At 69.8% G+C, this 15619-nt stretch carries 18 protein-coding genes; 7 read left to right on the top strand and 11 right to left on the bottom strand.

Annotated elements, in window-relative coordinates; all coding sequences use genetic code 11:
* The first annotated feature begins 4 nt into the window (after positions 1-4).
* The 4 genes from JHE00_RS01025 (at position 5) to JHE00_RS01010 (ending at position 4247) form a co-directional block, all read left to right on the top strand.
* A complete protein-coding gene (locus JHE00_RS01025; RefSeq protein ID WP_200313793.1) occupies positions 5-1324 on the top strand; it encodes a hemolysin family protein in 1320 nt (439 codons plus the stop codon).
* Positions 1321-2370, top strand: a complete 1050-nt coding sequence (locus JHE00_RS01020; protein ID WP_200313791.1) for a hemolysin family protein — start codon at positions 1321-1323, stop codon at positions 2368-2370. Before JHE00_RS01025 ends, JHE00_RS01020 begins: the two co-directional genes overlap by 4 nt.
* A 3-nt stretch (positions 2371-2373) precedes the next feature.
* The gene (locus tag JHE00_RS01015; protein ID WP_200313788.1) at positions 2374-3285 is read left to right on the top strand and encodes a 3-methyladenine DNA glycosylase; all 912 of its coding nucleotides are present in this window, start codon (positions 2374-2376) and stop codon (positions 3283-3285) included.
* Positions 3286-3581: 296 nt separating this feature from the next.
* Positions 3582-4247: a substrate-binding domain-containing protein gene (locus JHE00_RS01010; protein ID WP_200313786.1), complete on the top strand. Its 666-nt coding sequence runs from the start codon at positions 3582-3584 to the stop codon at positions 4245-4247.
* Here the strand turns inward: JHE00_RS01010 and JHE00_RS01005 are convergent.
* Positions 4219-5049: a helix-turn-helix domain-containing protein gene (locus JHE00_RS01005; RefSeq protein ID WP_200315721.1), complete on the bottom strand. Its 831-nt coding sequence runs from the start codon at positions 5047-5049 to the stop codon at positions 4219-4221. The genes JHE00_RS01010 and JHE00_RS01005 overlap by 29 nt on opposite strands.
* 144 nt (positions 5050-5193) lie before the next feature.
* Here JHE00_RS01005 and JHE00_RS01000 point away from each other — a divergent pair, with 144 nt between their 5' ends.
* Positions 5194-5556 (top strand): nuclear transport factor 2 family protein, encoded by a 363-nt coding sequence (locus JHE00_RS01000; protein WP_200313784.1) that lies wholly within the window; start codon positions 5194-5196, stop codon positions 5554-5556.
* A gap of 39 nt (positions 5557-5595) precedes the next feature.
* Here the strand turns inward: JHE00_RS01000 and JHE00_RS00995 are convergent, their stop codons facing one another.
* Positions 5596-6162 (bottom strand): MerR family transcriptional regulator, encoded by a 567-nt coding sequence (locus JHE00_RS00995; protein ID WP_200313782.1) that lies wholly within the window; start codon positions 6160-6162, stop codon positions 5596-5598.
* A gap of 252 nt (positions 6163-6414) precedes the next feature.
* On the opposite strand from JHE00_RS00995, the gene JHE00_RS00990 reads away from it, so the two are divergent.
* On the top strand, positions 6415-7041 hold the full coding sequence (locus JHE00_RS00990; RefSeq protein ID WP_200313780.1) for a TetR/AcrR family transcriptional regulator: 627 nt from the start codon (positions 6415-6417) through the stop codon (positions 7039-7041).
* A gap of 16 nt (positions 7042-7057) precedes the next feature.
* Here the strand turns inward: JHE00_RS00990 and JHE00_RS00985 are convergent, their stop codons facing one another.
* The 8 genes from JHE00_RS00985 to JHE00_RS00950 form a co-directional block, all read right to left on the bottom strand.
* Positions 7058-7531 carry a bifunctional nuclease family protein gene (locus tag JHE00_RS00985; RefSeq protein WP_110335629.1) on the bottom strand — a complete coding sequence of 158 codons (474 nt, stop codon included), beginning with the start codon at positions 7529-7531 and terminating at the stop codon, positions 7058-7060.
* 244 nt (positions 7532-7775) lie between these two features.
* Positions 7776-8531 (bottom strand): transcriptional regulator FtsR, encoded by a 756-nt coding sequence (gene ftsR, locus JHE00_RS00980; RefSeq protein WP_200313778.1) that lies wholly within the window; start codon positions 8529-8531, stop codon positions 7776-7778.
* Complete coding sequence (garA, locus tag JHE00_RS00975) at positions 8528-8992, bottom strand: glycogen accumulation regulator GarA (protein ID WP_200313776.1); 465 nt, start codon at positions 8990-8992, stop codon at positions 8528-8530. The genes ftsR and garA overlap by 4 nt, the downstream gene beginning before the upstream one ends.
* A gap of 111 nt (positions 8993-9103) precedes the next feature.
* The gene (gene gcvH, locus JHE00_RS00970; RefSeq protein WP_200313774.1) at positions 9104-9487 is read right to left on the bottom strand and encodes a glycine cleavage system protein GcvH; all 384 of its coding nucleotides are present in this window, start codon (positions 9485-9487) and stop codon (positions 9104-9106) included.
* A 118-nt stretch (positions 9488-9605) separates the two neighbouring features.
* Positions 9606-10259, bottom strand: a complete 654-nt coding sequence (gene clsA / locus JHE00_RS00965) for a cardiolipin synthase ClsA (RefSeq protein ID WP_372440335.1) — start codon at positions 10257-10259, stop codon at positions 9606-9608.
* Between the two features lie 33 nt (positions 10260-10292).
* On the bottom strand, positions 10293-10526 hold the full coding sequence (locus tag JHE00_RS00960) for a hypothetical protein (RefSeq protein ID WP_230422769.1): 234 nt from the start codon (positions 10524-10526) through the stop codon (positions 10293-10295).
* Positions 10527-10752: 226 nt separating this feature from the next.
* Positions 10753-12465 carry an AMP-binding protein gene (locus JHE00_RS00955; protein WP_200313772.1) on the bottom strand — a complete coding sequence of 571 codons (1713 nt, stop codon included), beginning with the start codon at positions 12463-12465 and terminating at the stop codon, positions 10753-10755.
* A gap of 13 nt (positions 12466-12478) precedes the next feature.
* Entirely contained in the window at positions 12479-13321 is an 843-nt protein-coding gene (locus JHE00_RS00950; protein ID WP_200313769.1) for a crotonase/enoyl-CoA hydratase family protein, read from the bottom strand.
* A 56-nt stretch (positions 13322-13377) separates the two neighbouring features.
* Between JHE00_RS00950 and JHE00_RS00945 the strand changes: the two genes are divergently transcribed.
* Positions 13378-14244, top strand: coding sequence for an alpha/beta fold hydrolase (locus JHE00_RS00945; RefSeq protein ID WP_200313767.1), 867 nt, complete (start codon positions 13378-13380; stop codon positions 14242-14244).
* On the opposite strand, the gene cobA is transcribed toward JHE00_RS00945, so the two are convergent.
* A complete protein-coding gene (cobA, locus tag JHE00_RS00940; protein ID WP_200313765.1) occupies positions 14232-15452 on the bottom strand; it encodes a uroporphyrinogen-III C-methyltransferase in 1221 nt (406 codons plus the stop codon). The two genes, JHE00_RS00945 and cobA, sit on opposite strands and share 13 nt — an antisense overlap.
* Between the last annotated feature and the right edge of the window lie 167 nt (positions 15453-15619).

Here is a 15619-nt window from a genome sequence, read left to right as displayed (position 1 = left end):
GCTGATGGAAGTTCTGTTCACCGTACTCGGTGTCCTTTTTGTCGTGTTGTTGACGGTGGGCACCGGTCTCGCCGTCGCCGCCGAGTTCTCTCTCACCACGCTCGAGCGCAGCACCATCGAGTCCAACGTCAGGCAGGTCGGCGACCGCAGGTCGAAGACACTGCTGAAGGCCCATCGCACGCTGTCGTTCCAGCTCTCCGGCGCGCAGGTGGCGATCACGCTGACCACGCTGGTCACCGGTTACGTCGCCGAACCACTGCTGGGCCGCATCATCCAGCCCGTGCTCGCCGGCATCGGCGTGTCCGAGGGCGCGGCGTCCGGAGCCTCACTGGTTCTCGCGCTGCTCCTCGCGACCACACTGTCGATGGTCATCGGCGAAATGGTGCCGAAGAACCTCGCGGTGGCACGTCCGTTGCAGACCGCGCGCGCCGTCGCCGGCTACCACTCGCGTTTTTCAGCGCTGTTCCGCTGGCTCATCACTCTCATGAACAACAGCGCCAACTGGGTCGTGCGCAAGCTGGGCATCGAACCGCAGGAGGAACTGCGGTCGGCCCGGTCGCCGCAGGAGCTGGGCTCGATCGTGCGCACGAGTGCGCAGACCGGCACGCTCGACGTCTCCACGGCGCAGCTGCTCGACCGGTCGCTGCGCTTCGGCGAGCGCACCGCCGGCGAGCTGATGACCCCGCGCGTGCGCGTCGAGTCGCTGCGCATGGACGAGACCATCCACGACCTGGTCGAGGTCTCGCGCCGCACCGGGTTCTCGCGCTTTCCGGTCTACCGCGAGGATCTCGACGACGTGCAGGGCGCGGTACACGTCAAGCAGGCGTTCACCGTCCCCGCCGCCCAACGCGGCACCGTCACCATCTCGTCGGTGATGCGGCCGATGCCGACCGTGCCCGAGTCGCTGCCGGGCGACACCCTGCTCAACCGGCTCCGGGACTCGCGGTTCCAGCTCGCGATCGTCGTCGACGAGTACGGCGGCAGCGCGGGGCTGGTCACGCTCGAGGACGTCGTCGAGGAGATCATCGGCGACGTCCGCGACGAGCACGACGTGCGCGAACAGCCCGCGTCGCAGCAACTCACCGCCGACAGCTGGATGGTGTCCGGGCAGCTGCGCGACGACGAGGTGCTCGACGTCACCGGTTTCCGCATGCCCGAGGGCGACTACGAGACGATCGCGGGCCTGATCCTGGAACGTCTCGGCCGGATTCCCGACGCGGGAGACGCGATCGACGTCGACGACTGGCGGCTCGCCGTCGCCGCGATGGACCGGCACCGCATCGCCGAGGTCAGCGTGCGGCACCGCGAGGAGGTGACCCCGTGAACGACTGGGTCGCGATCTCGCTCATCGGTGTCCTGCTGCTGTGCAACGCCTTCTTCGTCGGCGCCGAGTTCTCCCTGATCTCCTCGCGACGCGACCGGCTCGAGGCGCTGCTGGAGCAGGGCAAGGGCCGCGCCAGGATCGTCATCAACGCGAGCAAGCACGTCTCGATCATGCTCGCGGGCGCACAACTGGGCATCACGGTCTGCTCGCTGCTGCTGTTGCAGTTCGGTGAGCCCGCCGTCGCCCACCAGCTGGAGGCCGCGGTGGCGGCGCTCGGCATTCCCCTGCCGGTCTACCTCGTGCACGGCGTCGCGTTCGCCGTGACGCTCGTGGCGATCACGTTGCTGCACGTGCTGATCGGCGAGATGGTGCCGAAGAACATCGCCATCGCCGAACCGGAGCGGCTCGCGCTGTGGCTCGTTCCCGTGCACGTCGCCTGGGTGCGGCTGGTCAAGCCGTTCCTGTGGCTGCTCAACGGCGTCGCCAACGGCGTGCTCCGGGTGATGCGGGTGGAGCCCAAGGACGAGATCGACTCGAGTTACACCTCGGCCGAGCTCGCCGAGCTGCTGAGCGAGTCGCGACGGGAGGGACTGCTGGAGCAGTCCGAGCACCGCAGGCTCAGCCAGACGCTGTCGTCGGCGGACAAGACCGTCGCCGACGTCCTGGTGCCGATGGCCGAGCTCACCACCCTGCCACCGTCCCCGACGCTGGGCGACGTCGAGCAGGCCGTCTCCGGCACGGGATTCTCCCGGTACCCGGTGCGCACGGACACGGGCGAGCTGTCCAGCTACGTCCACGTCAAGGACATGCTCGACCAGGACGGCGACGACCCGGGAACCCGGGTGCCGCAGTCCAAGATGCGCAAGCTGACCGCGCTGCCGCACTACGCCAGGCTCGACAAGGCGCTCTCGGCCATGCGCCGCGAGGGCAGTCACCTGGCGAAGGCGATCGACGCGGCGGGCGCCGTGGTGGGCATCGTGGCGCTGGAGGATCTCGTCGAGGAGTACGTGGGTACCGTCCGCGACGGCACGCACGTCACCATGTAACCCATGTGGCTTGCCGAGCAGGAGTGGCGTGCGCGCGAGGACGCGCACGTCGCCAGGATGCGCGCGTGGACGCGGCCGCACCAGCACCGCCGTTCGCACGGCGAGAAGCACCCGGTGCTGGACTTCCTCTTCACGTACTACTCGCACCCGCCCTCGCACCTGGAGCGGTGGCAGCCGGGGCCAGGCGTGGTGCTCGGCGGGCCGTCGGCGCGCCGGTTCCTCGACCGCAAGGGCTACCAGGAGGTGGCCGAGGGCATCGAGGTCGACCCGCGCGCGTTCAGCGGCAGACTCGCCGACACGGCGCGGTACGTGTTGTCGCTGCTGGAGGCCACGGCGAGCAGGGCGCCGCGGCTGAGTTGCTTCGGCCTGCACGAGTGGGCCATGGTCTACCGGCTGCCCGCGGGCGACGTGCGGCACGCGCAACTGCCGCTGCGACTCGGATCGCAGGGCACCGACGCGGTGGTGGAGTCGCTGGGCGTGCGCTGCGGGCACTTCGACGCGTTCCGGTTCTTCACCGACGAGGCCCGGCCGCGCAATGAGCTGCAGCCGACCCGGGACACCCAGCGCGACCTCGACCAGCCGGGCTGCCTGCACGTCGGCATGGATCTCTACAAGTGGGCGTACAAGCTCGGTCCGTTCGTGCCGTCGGAACTGCTCGGCGACTGCTTCGCGCTCGCCGCCGACATCCGGCTGCTCGACATGCGGGCGAGCCCGTACGACCTCTCGTCGCTCGGGCACTCCCCCGTGGCCATCGAGACCTCTGAGGGCCGCGCCGAGTACGCGCGCGCCCAGGCCGCGTTCGCACGCCGGGCGGCACCGCTGCGCGCCCGGCTCATCGAGCGGTACCGGCTCGTGCTGAGCACGTATGGCCCAGCGGATATGACGGAAAAGCGCAGGGGCCAGCACGGTCGGTAGTCACGCTGACTAGACTCGCGGCCGGCGATCGACGCGGGGGTGCCAGGCCGGGGCGCGCACGATCCCACCGGACCACTGACGCGCGACCGGCCGCGTGTGCTCCCTACTTCGATCACTCACCTGCGTTAACGTCGACAGGCTTCACCGGTCCTGACCGGACCACGGACGGCTTGGGCTACCAATCGTGCGCGCGCGGACGAGATCACACGAATCATCGGTACTCACCTGTTAGAGTGATAACGTTTTGGCTTCGTACACGGAGCGTGTCAAGCGCTCCCGCACGCGAAAGGACAGCGATGGGGCGGCACAGCAGGGTCGAGGAACCCGCTAGCGAACGTCCTGATCCACGGATCACCACCGGTACCCACCGGGTGATCGGCAAGGGCCCGCGACGTCGCGTCGCCGCGTGGCCGATCGCGTGCGTGGTGCTGGTGGGACTGCTCGTCGCGGGTTGGTTCGGCTGGAACTGGGCCGACGGAGCGCTCGCGACCCGCGCCGAGGCCCAGGCCTCCGACTGCCAGGAGGGCGACGCCGACCTCAGCGTCGTGGTGGCGCCCGCCGCAGCGGAGCCGGTGACCAAGGCCGCCATGCGGTGGAACGAAGCCAGGACCGTGGTGCACGGGCACTGCATCGTCGTCGACGTCCACGCCGCCAAGTCCGACCGCGTGTTCGACGCGCTGCTCGGACAGGGCGACGACTCCTCGCTCGGTGGCAGCGCGCCCGCGGCGTGGCTGCCGGAGTCGGCCGCATGGGCCGACAAGCTCAGTGACGAACGCCCCGACCTGGTCGGCTCGAGCGCCGAGGTGGTGGCCACCAACGACCGGGGCGAGTTCCCGTACGTGAGCCTCGCCGGCGACGGCATCGACTCGATCCAGCAGCGCGCCGCCCAGTCCTTCCGCGCCTATCTGCTCGCCCCCGAGCAGCGCGGGGACTTCACCGCCGCGGGCCTGACTCAGCCGTGAACCCGCGCAGCACCTCGGCCGTGGCGGCGTCGGCCGGGTAGAACGACTCGATCGACAGCTCCGCCAGTGTCACGTCCAACGGCGTCCCGAACGTGGCCACGGTGCTGAAGAACGAGAGCTCGGCCCCGTCGTGCCGGAACCGCAGCGGCACCAGGAAGTCGCCGGGCCCGGGGATCTCGACCTCGGGCACCGCGTCGTCGCACGGATACCCGCGCAGCTCGTCGAGCAGCGCGGCCAGCTCCGGATCGGCGGTGGCGGCGACCTCGCGCCGTAGCCTGCCCAGCAGGTGAGCCCGCCACTCCCCCAGGTTCACGATGTTCGGCGCCATGCCGTCGGGATGCAGGGTCACGCGCAGCACGTTGGCCGGTGACTTCAGCAGTCGCGAATCCACCCCGGCGAGCAGCAGCGCGACGCCCGCGTTGCCCTCGACGAGGTTCCAGCGACGGTCGATCACGACGGCCGGAAACGGCTCGTGCCCGGCCAGCAGCCTGCGCACCGCCTCACGCACGATGGCCAGGTCCGGGTCGTCCAGGGAACTCTCCGGGTACACGGGCGCGAACCCCGCTGCCAGCAGCAGCTGGTTGCGCTCGCGTAGCGGCACGTCGAGGTGCTCACCGAGGCGCACCACCATGTCGCGGCTCGGCTTCGCCCTGCCGGTCTCGACGAAACTCAGGTGCCGCGTCGAGATCTCGGCCGCGATCGACAGGTCGAGCTGGCTGATGCGACGCCGGTCGCGCCACTCCCGCAGGAGCTCGCCGACCGGGCGCCTGCGCGCCGTCGGCGGGGTGGTCAGTGTCGTCACGGTGGTCACGATCGTCAGATTACGGTCGGCCCCGCACTCGGGCCATGACGTAGGAGGTAATCGACGGGCCGCACGCGCCACGGCACTGTCGCCGGCACACGGCCTGCAGGCCGCACCGTCACCCGTTTCGAGAAAGGCACCGACATGCCCGAGTACCGCACACTCGCCGAGCGCTACCTCGACGTCTGGAACGCCACCGAGCCCGGCACGCGACGGGCACTGATCGAGCGACTGTTCACCGAGGACGCCACCTACACCGATCCACTCGGCAGCGTCCGGGGCTGGGACGGCGTCGACACGTTCGTCGCCGGGGCACAGGAACAGTTCGCGGGACTGACGTTCAGCCTCGGTGGGGCCGTCGACGGCCACCACGACACGGCCCGCTTCACCTGGCACCTCGGTCAGGACGGTGCCGAGCCCGTGGTGATCGGCTTCGACGTGATCGTCACCGAGGACGAGGACCGGATCAGCAGGATCTACGGCTTCCTCGACAAGGTTCCCGGCTGAACCGACCGGGTCCGGGGCCACCGCGGTGGCCCCGGCAGGTCAGCCCGTGCGGCGAGCCTTGCGCCGTTCGGAGAGCTCGTCGGGGACCACGGGCTCGATCTCCCCGCCGTCGGCCCGCTCGGCGGGGAACTCGTGGATGGTCCCGCTGATCTCCTGCATGGCTCCGCTCACGGCGATCCCGAAGACCCCCTGGCCACCCTGCAGTAAATCAACGATCTCCTCGGGCGAGGTGCACTCGTACACCGTGGTGCCGTCGGAGAAGAGCGTGACTCTCGCGAGATCGCGCACGCCGCGCTCCCGCAGATGCTCCACCGCGACCCGGATGTTCTGCAGTGAAACACCGGTGTCGAGCAGACGCTTCACGATCTTGAGGACCAGAATGTCCTTGAAGGAGTAGAGCCGCTGCGATCCCGAACCATGTGCGGTGCGGATGCTGGGCAGCACCAGCTTGGTGCGGGCCCAGTAGTCGAGCTGCCGGTAGGTGATGCCGGCGATCTGGCACGCAGCGGGTCCACGATAGCCAACCAGCTCGTCCGGCAGCGACGCGTCAGGGAACAACTCTCCCTGCTCGCCGTCGGCGGCTCTGATCGGACTCTCCTCGACCACGCATGCCTCCTCTCGCCCGGCCTGGCAGCCGGCGAAACAAGACCGCCGATCCCGGGGCGGGACCGACCGGTACGACACTCGCGCCAGTGCCGCCTGCCCCAGTCAGAGCGAATAACACCAACGCGATTCAACGTCTCCTCGACGGTATGCCTGCCCGGGGGGTCGGTCAACGCGACGCGCGGGACCCTCAAGTCGATATCGAGACTTACCCTGCTCCTTGTTCCATTTACTCACCCGTGTTATTTTTTACTCATGCAGGTAAACAACGAATCGACGGAGTTCGGCGGCGGCCTCGGGCTCACCGTCACGGAAGAGGCCCGCCGGGCACAGATCATCGACGCGACCATCGAGACGATGGCCGAACTCGGCTACGGCAAGACGTCGTTCGCGCGGATCGTCGAACGGGCGGGGCTCAGCAGCACGCGGATGATCTCGTACCACTTCGGCACCAAGGACGAACTGATCATGGCCACGATCGGCGCGATCGTGGACCGGCAGGACCGGTTCCTCGACGAACGGATGGGCGGCGACACGGAACGGGCCGCGATGCTGCGCGCCTACATCCGCTCGGAGGTCGCGTTCCTCGGCACGCACCCTCGGCACGCGCGGGCGCTGCTGGAGATCAGCACCAAGGCCGGCGATGGTCAGTCACTGCTGCAACTGGTGCTGAAAGGAGTTGAGACAGGTCGTATCGAACGGCAGCTGAAGCAGGGGCAGAACGAAGGAGCGTTCGGCGACTTCGACATCGAGGTGATGTCGATGGCGATCCGTCAGGCCATCAACGGCGTCACCGCCAGACTCGGCCGGGACCCGCAACTGGATCTCGAGGCCTACGGTGCGGAACTCGCGGAGCTGTTCACCAAGGCCACAGGGCCGTGACGGGACGGCCCAGGACTCAGGTGTCGGCGCCCCGGAAGTCCTCGGGCGAGACGGAGTCGAGGAACTCGCGGAACTTCTCGACTTCGTCCTCCTGCTCATCCGGAATGATCAGACCGGCTTCCTCGAGCACGCCTTCCTCGGCATGGATCGGGACGCCGACCCGCAGCGCCAGCGCCACGGAGTCGCTGGGCCTCGCGGACACCCGGATGTCGCCGTCGAACACGAGCTCGGCGAAGAAGGTGCCTTCCCGGAGGTCGGTGATGATCACCTGCTGAAGCTCACGGCCGAGCGCGCCGATGACTTCCTTCAACAGGTCGTGCGTCAGTGGGCGGGCGGGGCGAACGCCCTGCTGCTCCAACGCGATCGCGGTGGCCTCGACCGAGCCGATCCAGATTGGCAGGTATCGCTCGCCCTCGGTCTCCCGCAGCAACAGAATCGGCTGATTGGCGGGTAGCTCGACCCGTACGCCGACGACGCGCATCTCGCTCATCGGGCTTCGCCTCCCTCTCCTGCGCGCGGCCTGCAGCGCTGTCACGAGGATCTCGCATCGACACCGTCGACGCTACCCGTCCTGAAGGCACTGTGCTCGCTACGAACTTCTTCTGCCAGGCTCAGTTTCGCGAACCTTGCACCAACCGTACGGCATCCGCGTGGGAACGTTGAGACTTCGTGCTGTGGCGTAACAGGCGCGTCACGCGGAACGCGGTTGACCACATCCGCCCAGCGTCAGGCGACTATCCGCCCGTCACACCCCGGATGCCCGCCTTGACCAGCAACGTGTGGAGCGTGACCGAGAGTGCGGCCAGCTCCCGCACGAGCTCGTCGGCGCGAGCCTTGGCGTCGGCGTCGTGATGCCGGTACACCGGCGCCACGATCTGCTCGACCAGTCCGACCTCGCGGTCGGCGGACGACCGGAACGCACGCAGGTGCCTCGGCTCGATACCGAACTCCGTCATGGTCTTGACGGTCGTCGCGATCTGCACCGCGTCGGTGTCGTAGAACCCCGCGGGACCCGGCCGGATCAGCCCGTACTGCTGGAGTTCGTCCAGCATTCCGGCGCCGATGCCCGCCTCGGCGAGCAGTTCCTCCTGGGTCAGCCGGACCTCGCGCTCGGTGGTGAAGTCCCCGGCGCTCGGCAACGACGACACGTCGACGCCGGGACCGGGTGATCCCAGCGGCACGAGCTTGCGGGGCATCCTCGGCGCCGGTGACACGGGCTCGAGCCCGCGGTCGGCGGCGTCCAGCTGCTCTTTGATCACCTTGAGTGGCAGGTAGTGATCACGCTGCGCGGCCAGGACGAAGCGGAGCCGCTCCACGTCGGGAGCGGTGAACTGGCGGTAACCGGACGGCGTGCGACCAGGCTGAACCAGTCCCTCGGACTCGAGGAACCGGATCTTCGAGATGGTGACGTCGGGGAAGTCCTTGCGCAGCTGCGCGAGCACGACCCCGATGCTCAACCCGTCACGCTGTGGCCGCCCGGCAGCCGTCACTGTGCCCCCTGACCCCCGTGTCCGGGACCGGTCAGGAAGACGAGGCGGAACTTGCCGATCTGGACCTCGTCGCCGCCCGCGAGCACCGCCTGGTCGACCGGCTCACGGTTGACGTAGGTGCCGTTGAGGCTGCCGACGTCGATCACCACGAACTCGCCGCCCTCGCGGCGGAACTCCGCGTGCCGCCGCGAGACGGTGACGTCGTCGAGGAAGATGTCGCTGTCGGGGTGGCGGCCCGCGCTCGTGGTGTCGCGGTCGAGCAGGAAGCGGGAACCGGCGTTGGGGCCGCGCTTGACCACCAGCAGTGCGGAGCCCGACGGCAGGGCGTCGACGCCCGTGTCCTGCGGCTCGGCCGCAGGCGCCTCCTGTCCCTCCATCTCCGACAGGAAGTCGGCCCGGAAAACGGAGGTCCGCTCCGGAGACTGCTCCGGGGGAACGCCGGGCCCGTCGTTCGTGCTCACCTGAGCTCTCCTTACGCACTGAAGTGTCGTCGTCGTCTTCGACGTCGTTCGAAAACGTGGTGTTGCCAACGTACCGTGCCTGGCCGCTCGCGGGCGCCGGGGCTCCCCTGATCAGCTTCCGGTCACCCGCTGGTAGGCATCGGCGTCGAGGAGACTGTCGAGACTGCTCGCGTCATCGACTCTGAGCTCGATGAGCCAGCCCTCACCGTAGGGGTCGCTGTTGATCAGCTCGGGCGACTCGGAAACCGCGTTGTTCACAGCGACGACCTCGCCGTCGAGAGGGGCGAACAGCTCGGAGACGCTCTTGGTGGACTCCACCTCACCGAAGGCGTCGCCCGCGTCCACCTGGCGACCGACCTCGGGCAGGTCGACGAACACGACATCGCCCAGCTGGTCCTGCGCGTACTCGGTGATCCCCACACGCACCGTCTCGCCTTCCCCGGCGGCGACCCACTCATGGTCTTCGGTGTAGCGCAGCTCTTCCGGAGTCGACAACCCCGTTCCCCTTTCCCGCTCCAGCGTGGGACGCCATCGTCGCACGGCACCGAGGCCGGGACGCGATGTTGCGCCGGCTCCACAGCAATAAACGGGCGAAGTGGCTCCGGCGTGACGGTCAGGACCCGGAAACCTGCTGGGAGTGGCGTTGCGAAATGGCCTTGACGGTCTGCACGACGTACAGGGCACCGGACCAGAGATAGAGCAGGCCGCCCCAGATCGTGAAGGCGTAGGCGATGGGCCCCACGATGTCGGCGACCTGCGAGTCGCCCTGGATCAGCAGCAGCAACGGCAGGGCGTACATCAGGCAGAACGTGGCGCCCTTGCCGACGTAGGTGACCTCGGGCGGGGCGAATCCGTTGCGCCGCAGGATCACCAGGGCCACTCCGACGATCAGTTCGCGAGCGACCAGCGCGGCGACGAACCACCACGGGATGATGTCGCGTACGAGGAAGGCCACGAGTGTGGCGACGATGTAGAGGCGGTCGGCCGCGGGGTCGAGCAGCTGGCCGAGCCTACTCTGCTGGTTCAGCCACCGCGCGAGCTTGCCGTCGAGCCAGTCGGTGAACGCGCCCGCGATGAGGATGGACAGCGCCCAGCCGTCCTCCTGCGGCCCCAGCAGGAGCCAGAGGAACACCGGCACACCGGCGAGCCGCAGGATGGACAGCAGGTTGGGGATGGTCAGCGCCTGGCGGGCCAGCGACGGCTCGGGGGCCTGCTCGGCCGGCACCGTCACGTCCGCACGGTCGCGGGCTTTCGCCGACTCGGTCACTCGCTCACCGTATCGGTTGCCGCGGCACGCCGATCAGGAGGAGCGGCGGTAACTCCAGCCCCGTCGGCACAGGTCGTCCCTGGTCAGCACCTGAGGCCTGCCGTGCCGGTCGGTGCCCATCCAGCGGGGCCTGCCGGGGCCGCTCTCGAGGACGTAGGGGCGGCCGTGACTCCAGACCACCGTGCAAGGGGTGGTCGGCGGAGCGCCGGTCCGCGTGGTCTCCGTCAGTGTCGAGCCCGTGGTCTCGTTCGCGTTCTCGGTACTCATCGCTCTCTGTACTCGGTTTCGGGGTCGAGCCGGGGGTAACCGGTGGGCCGCTGGTGTCAAACCCGCCGGTTCGTCTCTCCCCCACTTCATCGGCACGTCCGCGCGATCCGTTAGCCGGTAAGGCGAATCTTCACCCGGTCAGACCGTGCCGTTCCGGAACCCCTGGTCATCGACCGTCCACACAGGAGCAGCCCGGAGCAGTCGATGACTACGGTGCGTGAGTACATCAGTTTTTCAGGCCCGGGAAGTCCTCCTCGCGGAACTCTCCCTCGGGACGGTCCTGCCCTGCCTCGTCCTCCTTGCCGCGCAGCTCGACGCGCCGGATCTTGCCGGAGATGGTCTTGGGCAACTCGGCGAACTGCAGCCTGCGGATTCGCTTGTACGGAGCCAGTTGCTCGCGGCAGAAGGTGAGAATGGCCTCGGCCGTGGCGGCATCTGGGACGTGCCCGTCCGCGAGCACGACATAGGCCTTCGGCACCGCGAGCCGGATGGGGTCCGGCGACGGCACCACGGCCGCCTCGGCCACCGCGTCGTGTTCGAGCAGAACGCTCTCCAGTTCGAACGGCGAGATCCGGTAGTCCGAGGCCTTGAAGACGTCGTCGGTCCGGCCCACGTAGGTGATGTAGCCGTTCTCGTCGATCGAGCCGACGTCGCCGGTGTGGTAGTACCCGCCGTCGAACGCGGTGGCGGTGCGCTGTTCGTCGTCGGCGTAGCCCACCATCAGCCCGGCAGGCCGCTGCGAGAGGTCGAGGCAGATCTCGCCCTCGTCGGCGGGCTGCCCGCTCACCGGGTCGACCAGCACCACGGAGAAGCCCGGCACCGCGCGGCCCATCGAGCCCGGTGTGACCTCCTGGCCGGGCGAGTTCGCGATCTGCACGCTCGTCTCGGTCTGGCCGAACCCGTCGCGGATGGTGACGCCCCACGACGTGCGGACCTGCTCGATCACCTCGGGGTTGAGCGGCTCGCCCGCGCCCACGACCTTGGCCGGCGGCGTCCGCAGCGCGGTGAGGTCGGCCTGGATCAGCATGCGCCACACGGTGGGCGGCGCGCAGAAGCTGGTGATGCCGCACCGGTCCATCTGCGCCATCAGCGCGCCCGCGTCGAAGCGCGTGTAGTTGTAGAGGAACACGGTGGCCTCGGCGTTCCACGGCGCGAAGACGTTGCTCCACGCGTGCTTGGCCCAGCCGGGCGAGGAGATGTTGAGGTGTACGTCGCCGGGCTCGAGACCGATCCAGTACATCGTGGACAAATGCCCCACGGGGTAGGACACCTGCGTGTGCTGCACCAGCTTCGGCTGCGCGGTCGTACCGGAGGTGAAGTACAGCAGCAGCGGGTCGGTCGCGGCGGTCGGGGCGTCCGGGGCGAAGTCGCCGCCCGCGGCGTAGGCGTCGGCGTAGGCGAGCCAGCCGTGCACCGGCTCCCCCACCGCGATGCGCGTGTAGTCCCCGGCGACGTCGGCGAACTTCTCCGCGTCGGCGGAGCGGATCACGACGTGCCGCGCGGCGCCCCGGTCGACCCGGTCGCGCAGGTCCGCGGGACCGAGCAGCGTCGAGGCCGGGATGATCACGGCGCCGAGCTTGATCGAGGCGAGGATGGTCTCCCACAGCTCGACCTGGTTGCCCAGCATGAGGATCAGGCGGTCGCCGCGGCGCACGCCCTGCTCACGGAGCCAGTTGGCCACCTGGTTCGAGCGCCGCGCCAGCTCCGGATAGGTCCAGCGGCCCTCGGTGCCGTCCTCCTCGACGATCCACAGGGCGTAGCGCTCGGCGTTGACGGGATCGGCCGCGACGACGTCGAACCAGTCGAGCGCCCAGTTGAACTCGGTGAACTCCGGCCAGGCGAAGCCCTCATAGGCCGTGTCGTAGTCCTCGCGATGCGCGACGAGGTAGTCCCGCGCCTCGCGGAAGCGCTGGTGAACCGTCGCAGCGTCGTTGCCCACGATCTCTCTCCCTCTACTCGCCCCGGAACCGAGGAGCCCGCCGTTCCATGAATGCCTGTACCGCCTCGGCGAGGTCCTTGCTGGGCAGGAACGCGGAGTTCCACGCCGCGACGTACCGCAGACCGGCCTCGACCCGCTGGTCGGTGCTGACGGACAGTACGTCCTTGACCCCCTGCACGACCAGCGGAGGATTGGCCGCGATCTCGGCGGCCAGCTCGCGGGCGGCGGCGAGCATCGCGTCCTGGTCGGCGTAGACGTCGTTGACCAGGCCGATCTTCTCGGCGCGAGCGGCGTCGATGTCGCGGCCGGTGAGGGCGAGCTCCCGCAGGTGGCCCTCACCGACGATCCCGGCGAGCCGTTGCAGGCTGCCGAGGTCGGCCACGATCGCGACCTTCACCTCGCGCACGCTGAACTTGGCGTCCGCGCTGGCCAGCCGGATGTCGGCGGACGCGATGACGTCGACGCCCCCGCCGATGCACCAGCCCGCGATCGCGGCGATGACCGGCTTGCGCGTGGCGGCCACCGAGCTGACGGCGTCCTGCAGCCTGCGGATCTCGGCGAGGAACTTCGTCCTCGGGCCGGCCTGCGCATCACCCGCTAGATACTCGGCCCAGCCGGGCAGCATCGCGGGCAGGTCGAGACCGTACGAGAAGTGCGGGCCGCTGCCCGTGAGCACGATCGCCCTGACCTCGGGGTCGGCGTCCAGCGCACCGAACACCAGCGGCAGCTCCCGCCAGAAGTCGGGACCCATGGCGTTGCCCTTCGACGGCCCGAGCAGCGTCACCTCGGCGACGTGCCCTGCGCGTTCGACCTTGAGCGACACCAGGTTCTGCGGGATCTCAGCGGAATCGGTCATGATTGTCATCCTGACGCACGCCGTGGTGAGGCGGCCAGTCGCGTTAGCCTGAGGTCATGAGCAGCGTCACGGCAGTCGACGAGTCGCCGCCCCTTCGCCGCCCACGGCCCACCCGCCCGATCGAGCTGGTGGGTTCTTTCGAGTACGGCGGCCATCGTCTCGCCTACACCGAGTTCGGCTCGGGAACCGAGGTGGTGGTCCTCAGCCACGGGATCCTGTTCAGCAGACGGATGCACGCCCCGCTCGCCCGCGAGCTCGCCGCCGACGGGTTTCGGGTGGTCACGCTCGACCTGCTCGGCCACGGCGACTCCGACCGGCCCGGCGACTCGTGGCTCTACTCGATGCCCGCGTTCGCCGAACAGACCCTCGCGCTGCTCGACCACCTCGGGGTCGACGACGCGGTCATCGGCGGCACGTCGCTGGGCGCGAACGTCGCGCTCGAGGTGGCCGTCGCGGCGCCGGAGCGGTCCCGAGGGCTGATCGTCGAGATGCCGGTGCTGGACAATGCCATCGTGGCGGGGCTGCTCACGTTCGGGCCCCTGTTGTTCGCCGCGCGGTTCCTTCCGGTGACGGTGCGGGCCGTGAACGCGCTGGCCCGCTGCGTCCCGCACGGCAGCCAGTGGGTCGACGTCGTCACCGACACGCTCGAGCAGCAGCCGGCCGGAATGGCGGCGCTGCTGCACGGGGTGTTCTTCGGGCGCATCGCGCCACCTCGCTCGGTCCGAGGGGAGATCCTGGTGCCCGCACTGGTGATCGGGCACCAGGGCGACCCGATCCACCCCTTCGGCGACGCCGACACACTCGCCGACGACCTGCCGAACGCGGAGTTCGTCCGGGCGCGCAGCCCGGTGGAGCTGCGCTCCGACCCGGCCCGCCTCACCGAGGCGATCACCGGGTTCGTCCGCGGCCGCTACGCGCGCTGACCGACGTCGGCCACCGGGCCGATCACGGTCACCGCGGGCGGCGCGATCCCCGCCGCCGCGGCGTCGGCGGCGATCTCCTTCAGCGTCGAGCGCACCACCTTCTGCGTGCGCATCGTGCCGTCCTGGATCATCGCCACCGGCGTGTCGGCGGGCCTGCCCGCCTCCATCAGCGCGTTCGCGAACAGCTCGATCCGCTCGACGCCCATCATCAGCACGATGGTGCCGGTGAGCCTGCCCAGCGCGTCCCAGTCGACGAGCGACTTCTCGTGGCCCGGCGGTACGTGCCCGGACACCACCACGACCTCGTGCGCGACACCACGGTGGGTCACGGGCACGTCGGCGACGGCGGGCACGGCGAACGCGCTGGTGATACCCGGAACGACCGTGACGGGCACGCCGGCCTCGGCGCAGGCGAGGACCTCCTCGTAGCCGCGGCCGAAGACGTAGGGGTCGCCGCCCTTGAGCCGGACGACGAACCTGCCCGCCTTGGCGTTGTCCACGAGCGCCCGGTTGATCACGTCCTGGCTGGCCGCCCGGCCGTACGGGATCTTGGCCGCGTCGATCACCTCGACGTGCGGGGCCAGCTCGTCCAGCAGCTCGCGCGGCGCGAGGCGGTCGACCACGACGACGTCGGCCCTGGCCAGCAGCCGCCTGCCCCGGACCGTGATCAGCTCCGGATCGCCCGGGCCGCCACCCACCAGCGCCACACCGCCGGGTTCGGTCTCGACGTCGTCACCGGGGTCGGCGACAGTGCCCGCACGCAGTCCGTCGAGCAGGTTGTCGCGCACCGCGGCCGACCGGCGCGGGTTGCCGCCCGAGAGGACGCCGACCAGCAGCCCGTCGTGGCCTCCGGAGGCGGGAGTGACGGCGCTGCCCTCGGGCCCGGCGTCGGCGCGCACACAGAACACCCGCGAACGTTCGGCCTCCGCGCACACCGCGGCGTTGACCTCGGGGTCGTCGGTGAGCGCGAGCGCGTACCAGGCGCCGTCGAGGTCGCCGTCGCGGTAGCCGCGGCGGTGCCACGTGACCTCGCCCGCGTCGGCCATCGCGCTCACCGACGGGGTGGTCTCCGGCGAGATCAGCTCCACCACGGCACCCGCGCTGGTCAGGCGCGGCAGCCGTCGCTGCGCGACCGTGCCGCCGCCAATGACGACCACGCGGCGTCCCGCGAGGTCGAGCCCGACCAGGTAGTGCTGCTCGTCCGCCATGCGCACAGCATGCCGCGCGGCGCGGGCGGCCGCGCGCGCAGGGTTGAGGCACGCCGCCGGGCGCCGGACCCGCCGTGACGACGTGTCTCGACGGCACCGTGCCTGGCCGCGAACAGGCCTTTCCTGGTCCCGGCACGCCGCACCGGGGCCGTCACCGGTGGCGGGAC

The organism is Prauserella cavernicola, from assembly GCF_016595675.1.
Lineage (GTDB): Bacteria > Actinomycetota > Actinomycetes > Mycobacteriales > Pseudonocardiaceae > Prauserella_A > Prauserella_A cavernicola.
The sequence above is the reverse complement of the archived record's forward strand: the minus strand, read 5'-3'. Positions and strand labels throughout refer to the sequence as shown.

What these genes read in the sequence shown, in the direction of transcription:
- JHE00_RS00960 (WP_230422769.1), bottom strand. Translation starts at nt 10,526, where the DNA reads ATGAGTACCGAGAACGCGAACGAGACCACGGGCTCGACACTGACGGAG.
- JHE00_RS00990 (WP_200313780.1), top strand. Translation starts at nt 6,415, where the DNA reads ATGCAGGTAAACAACGAATCGACGGAGTTCGGCGGCGGCCTCGGGCTC.
- JHE00_RS01025 (WP_200313793.1), top strand. Translation starts at nt 5, where the DNA reads ATGGAAGTTCTGTTCACCGTACTCGGTGTCCTTTTTGTCGTGTTGTTG.
- JHE00_RS00950 (WP_200313769.1), bottom strand. Translation starts at nt 13,321, where the DNA reads ATGACCGATTCCGCTGAGATCCCGCAGAACCTGGTGTCGCTCAAGGTC.
- JHE00_RS01010 (WP_200313786.1), top strand. Translation starts at nt 3,582, where the DNA reads ATGGGGCGGCACAGCAGGGTCGAGGAACCCGCTAGCGAACGTCCTGAT.
- JHE00_RS00985 (WP_110335629.1), bottom strand. Translation starts at nt 7,531, where the DNA reads ATGAGCGAGATGCGCGTCGTCGGCGTACGGGTCGAGCTACCCGCCAAT.
- JHE00_RS01000 (WP_200313784.1), top strand. Translation starts at nt 5,194, where the DNA reads ATGCCCGAGTACCGCACACTCGCCGAGCGCTACCTCGACGTCTGGAAC.
- JHE00_RS01015 (WP_200313788.1), top strand. Translation starts at nt 2,374, where the DNA reads ATGTGGCTTGCCGAGCAGGAGTGGCGTGCGCGCGAGGACGCGCACGTC.
- cobA (WP_200313765.1), bottom strand. Translation starts at nt 15,452, where the DNA reads ATGGCGGACGAGCAGCACTACCTGGTCGGGCTCGACCTCGCGGGACGC.
- JHE00_RS00945 (WP_200313767.1), top strand. Translation starts at nt 13,378, where the DNA reads ATGAGCAGCGTCACGGCAGTCGACGAGTCGCCGCCCCTTCGCCGCCCA.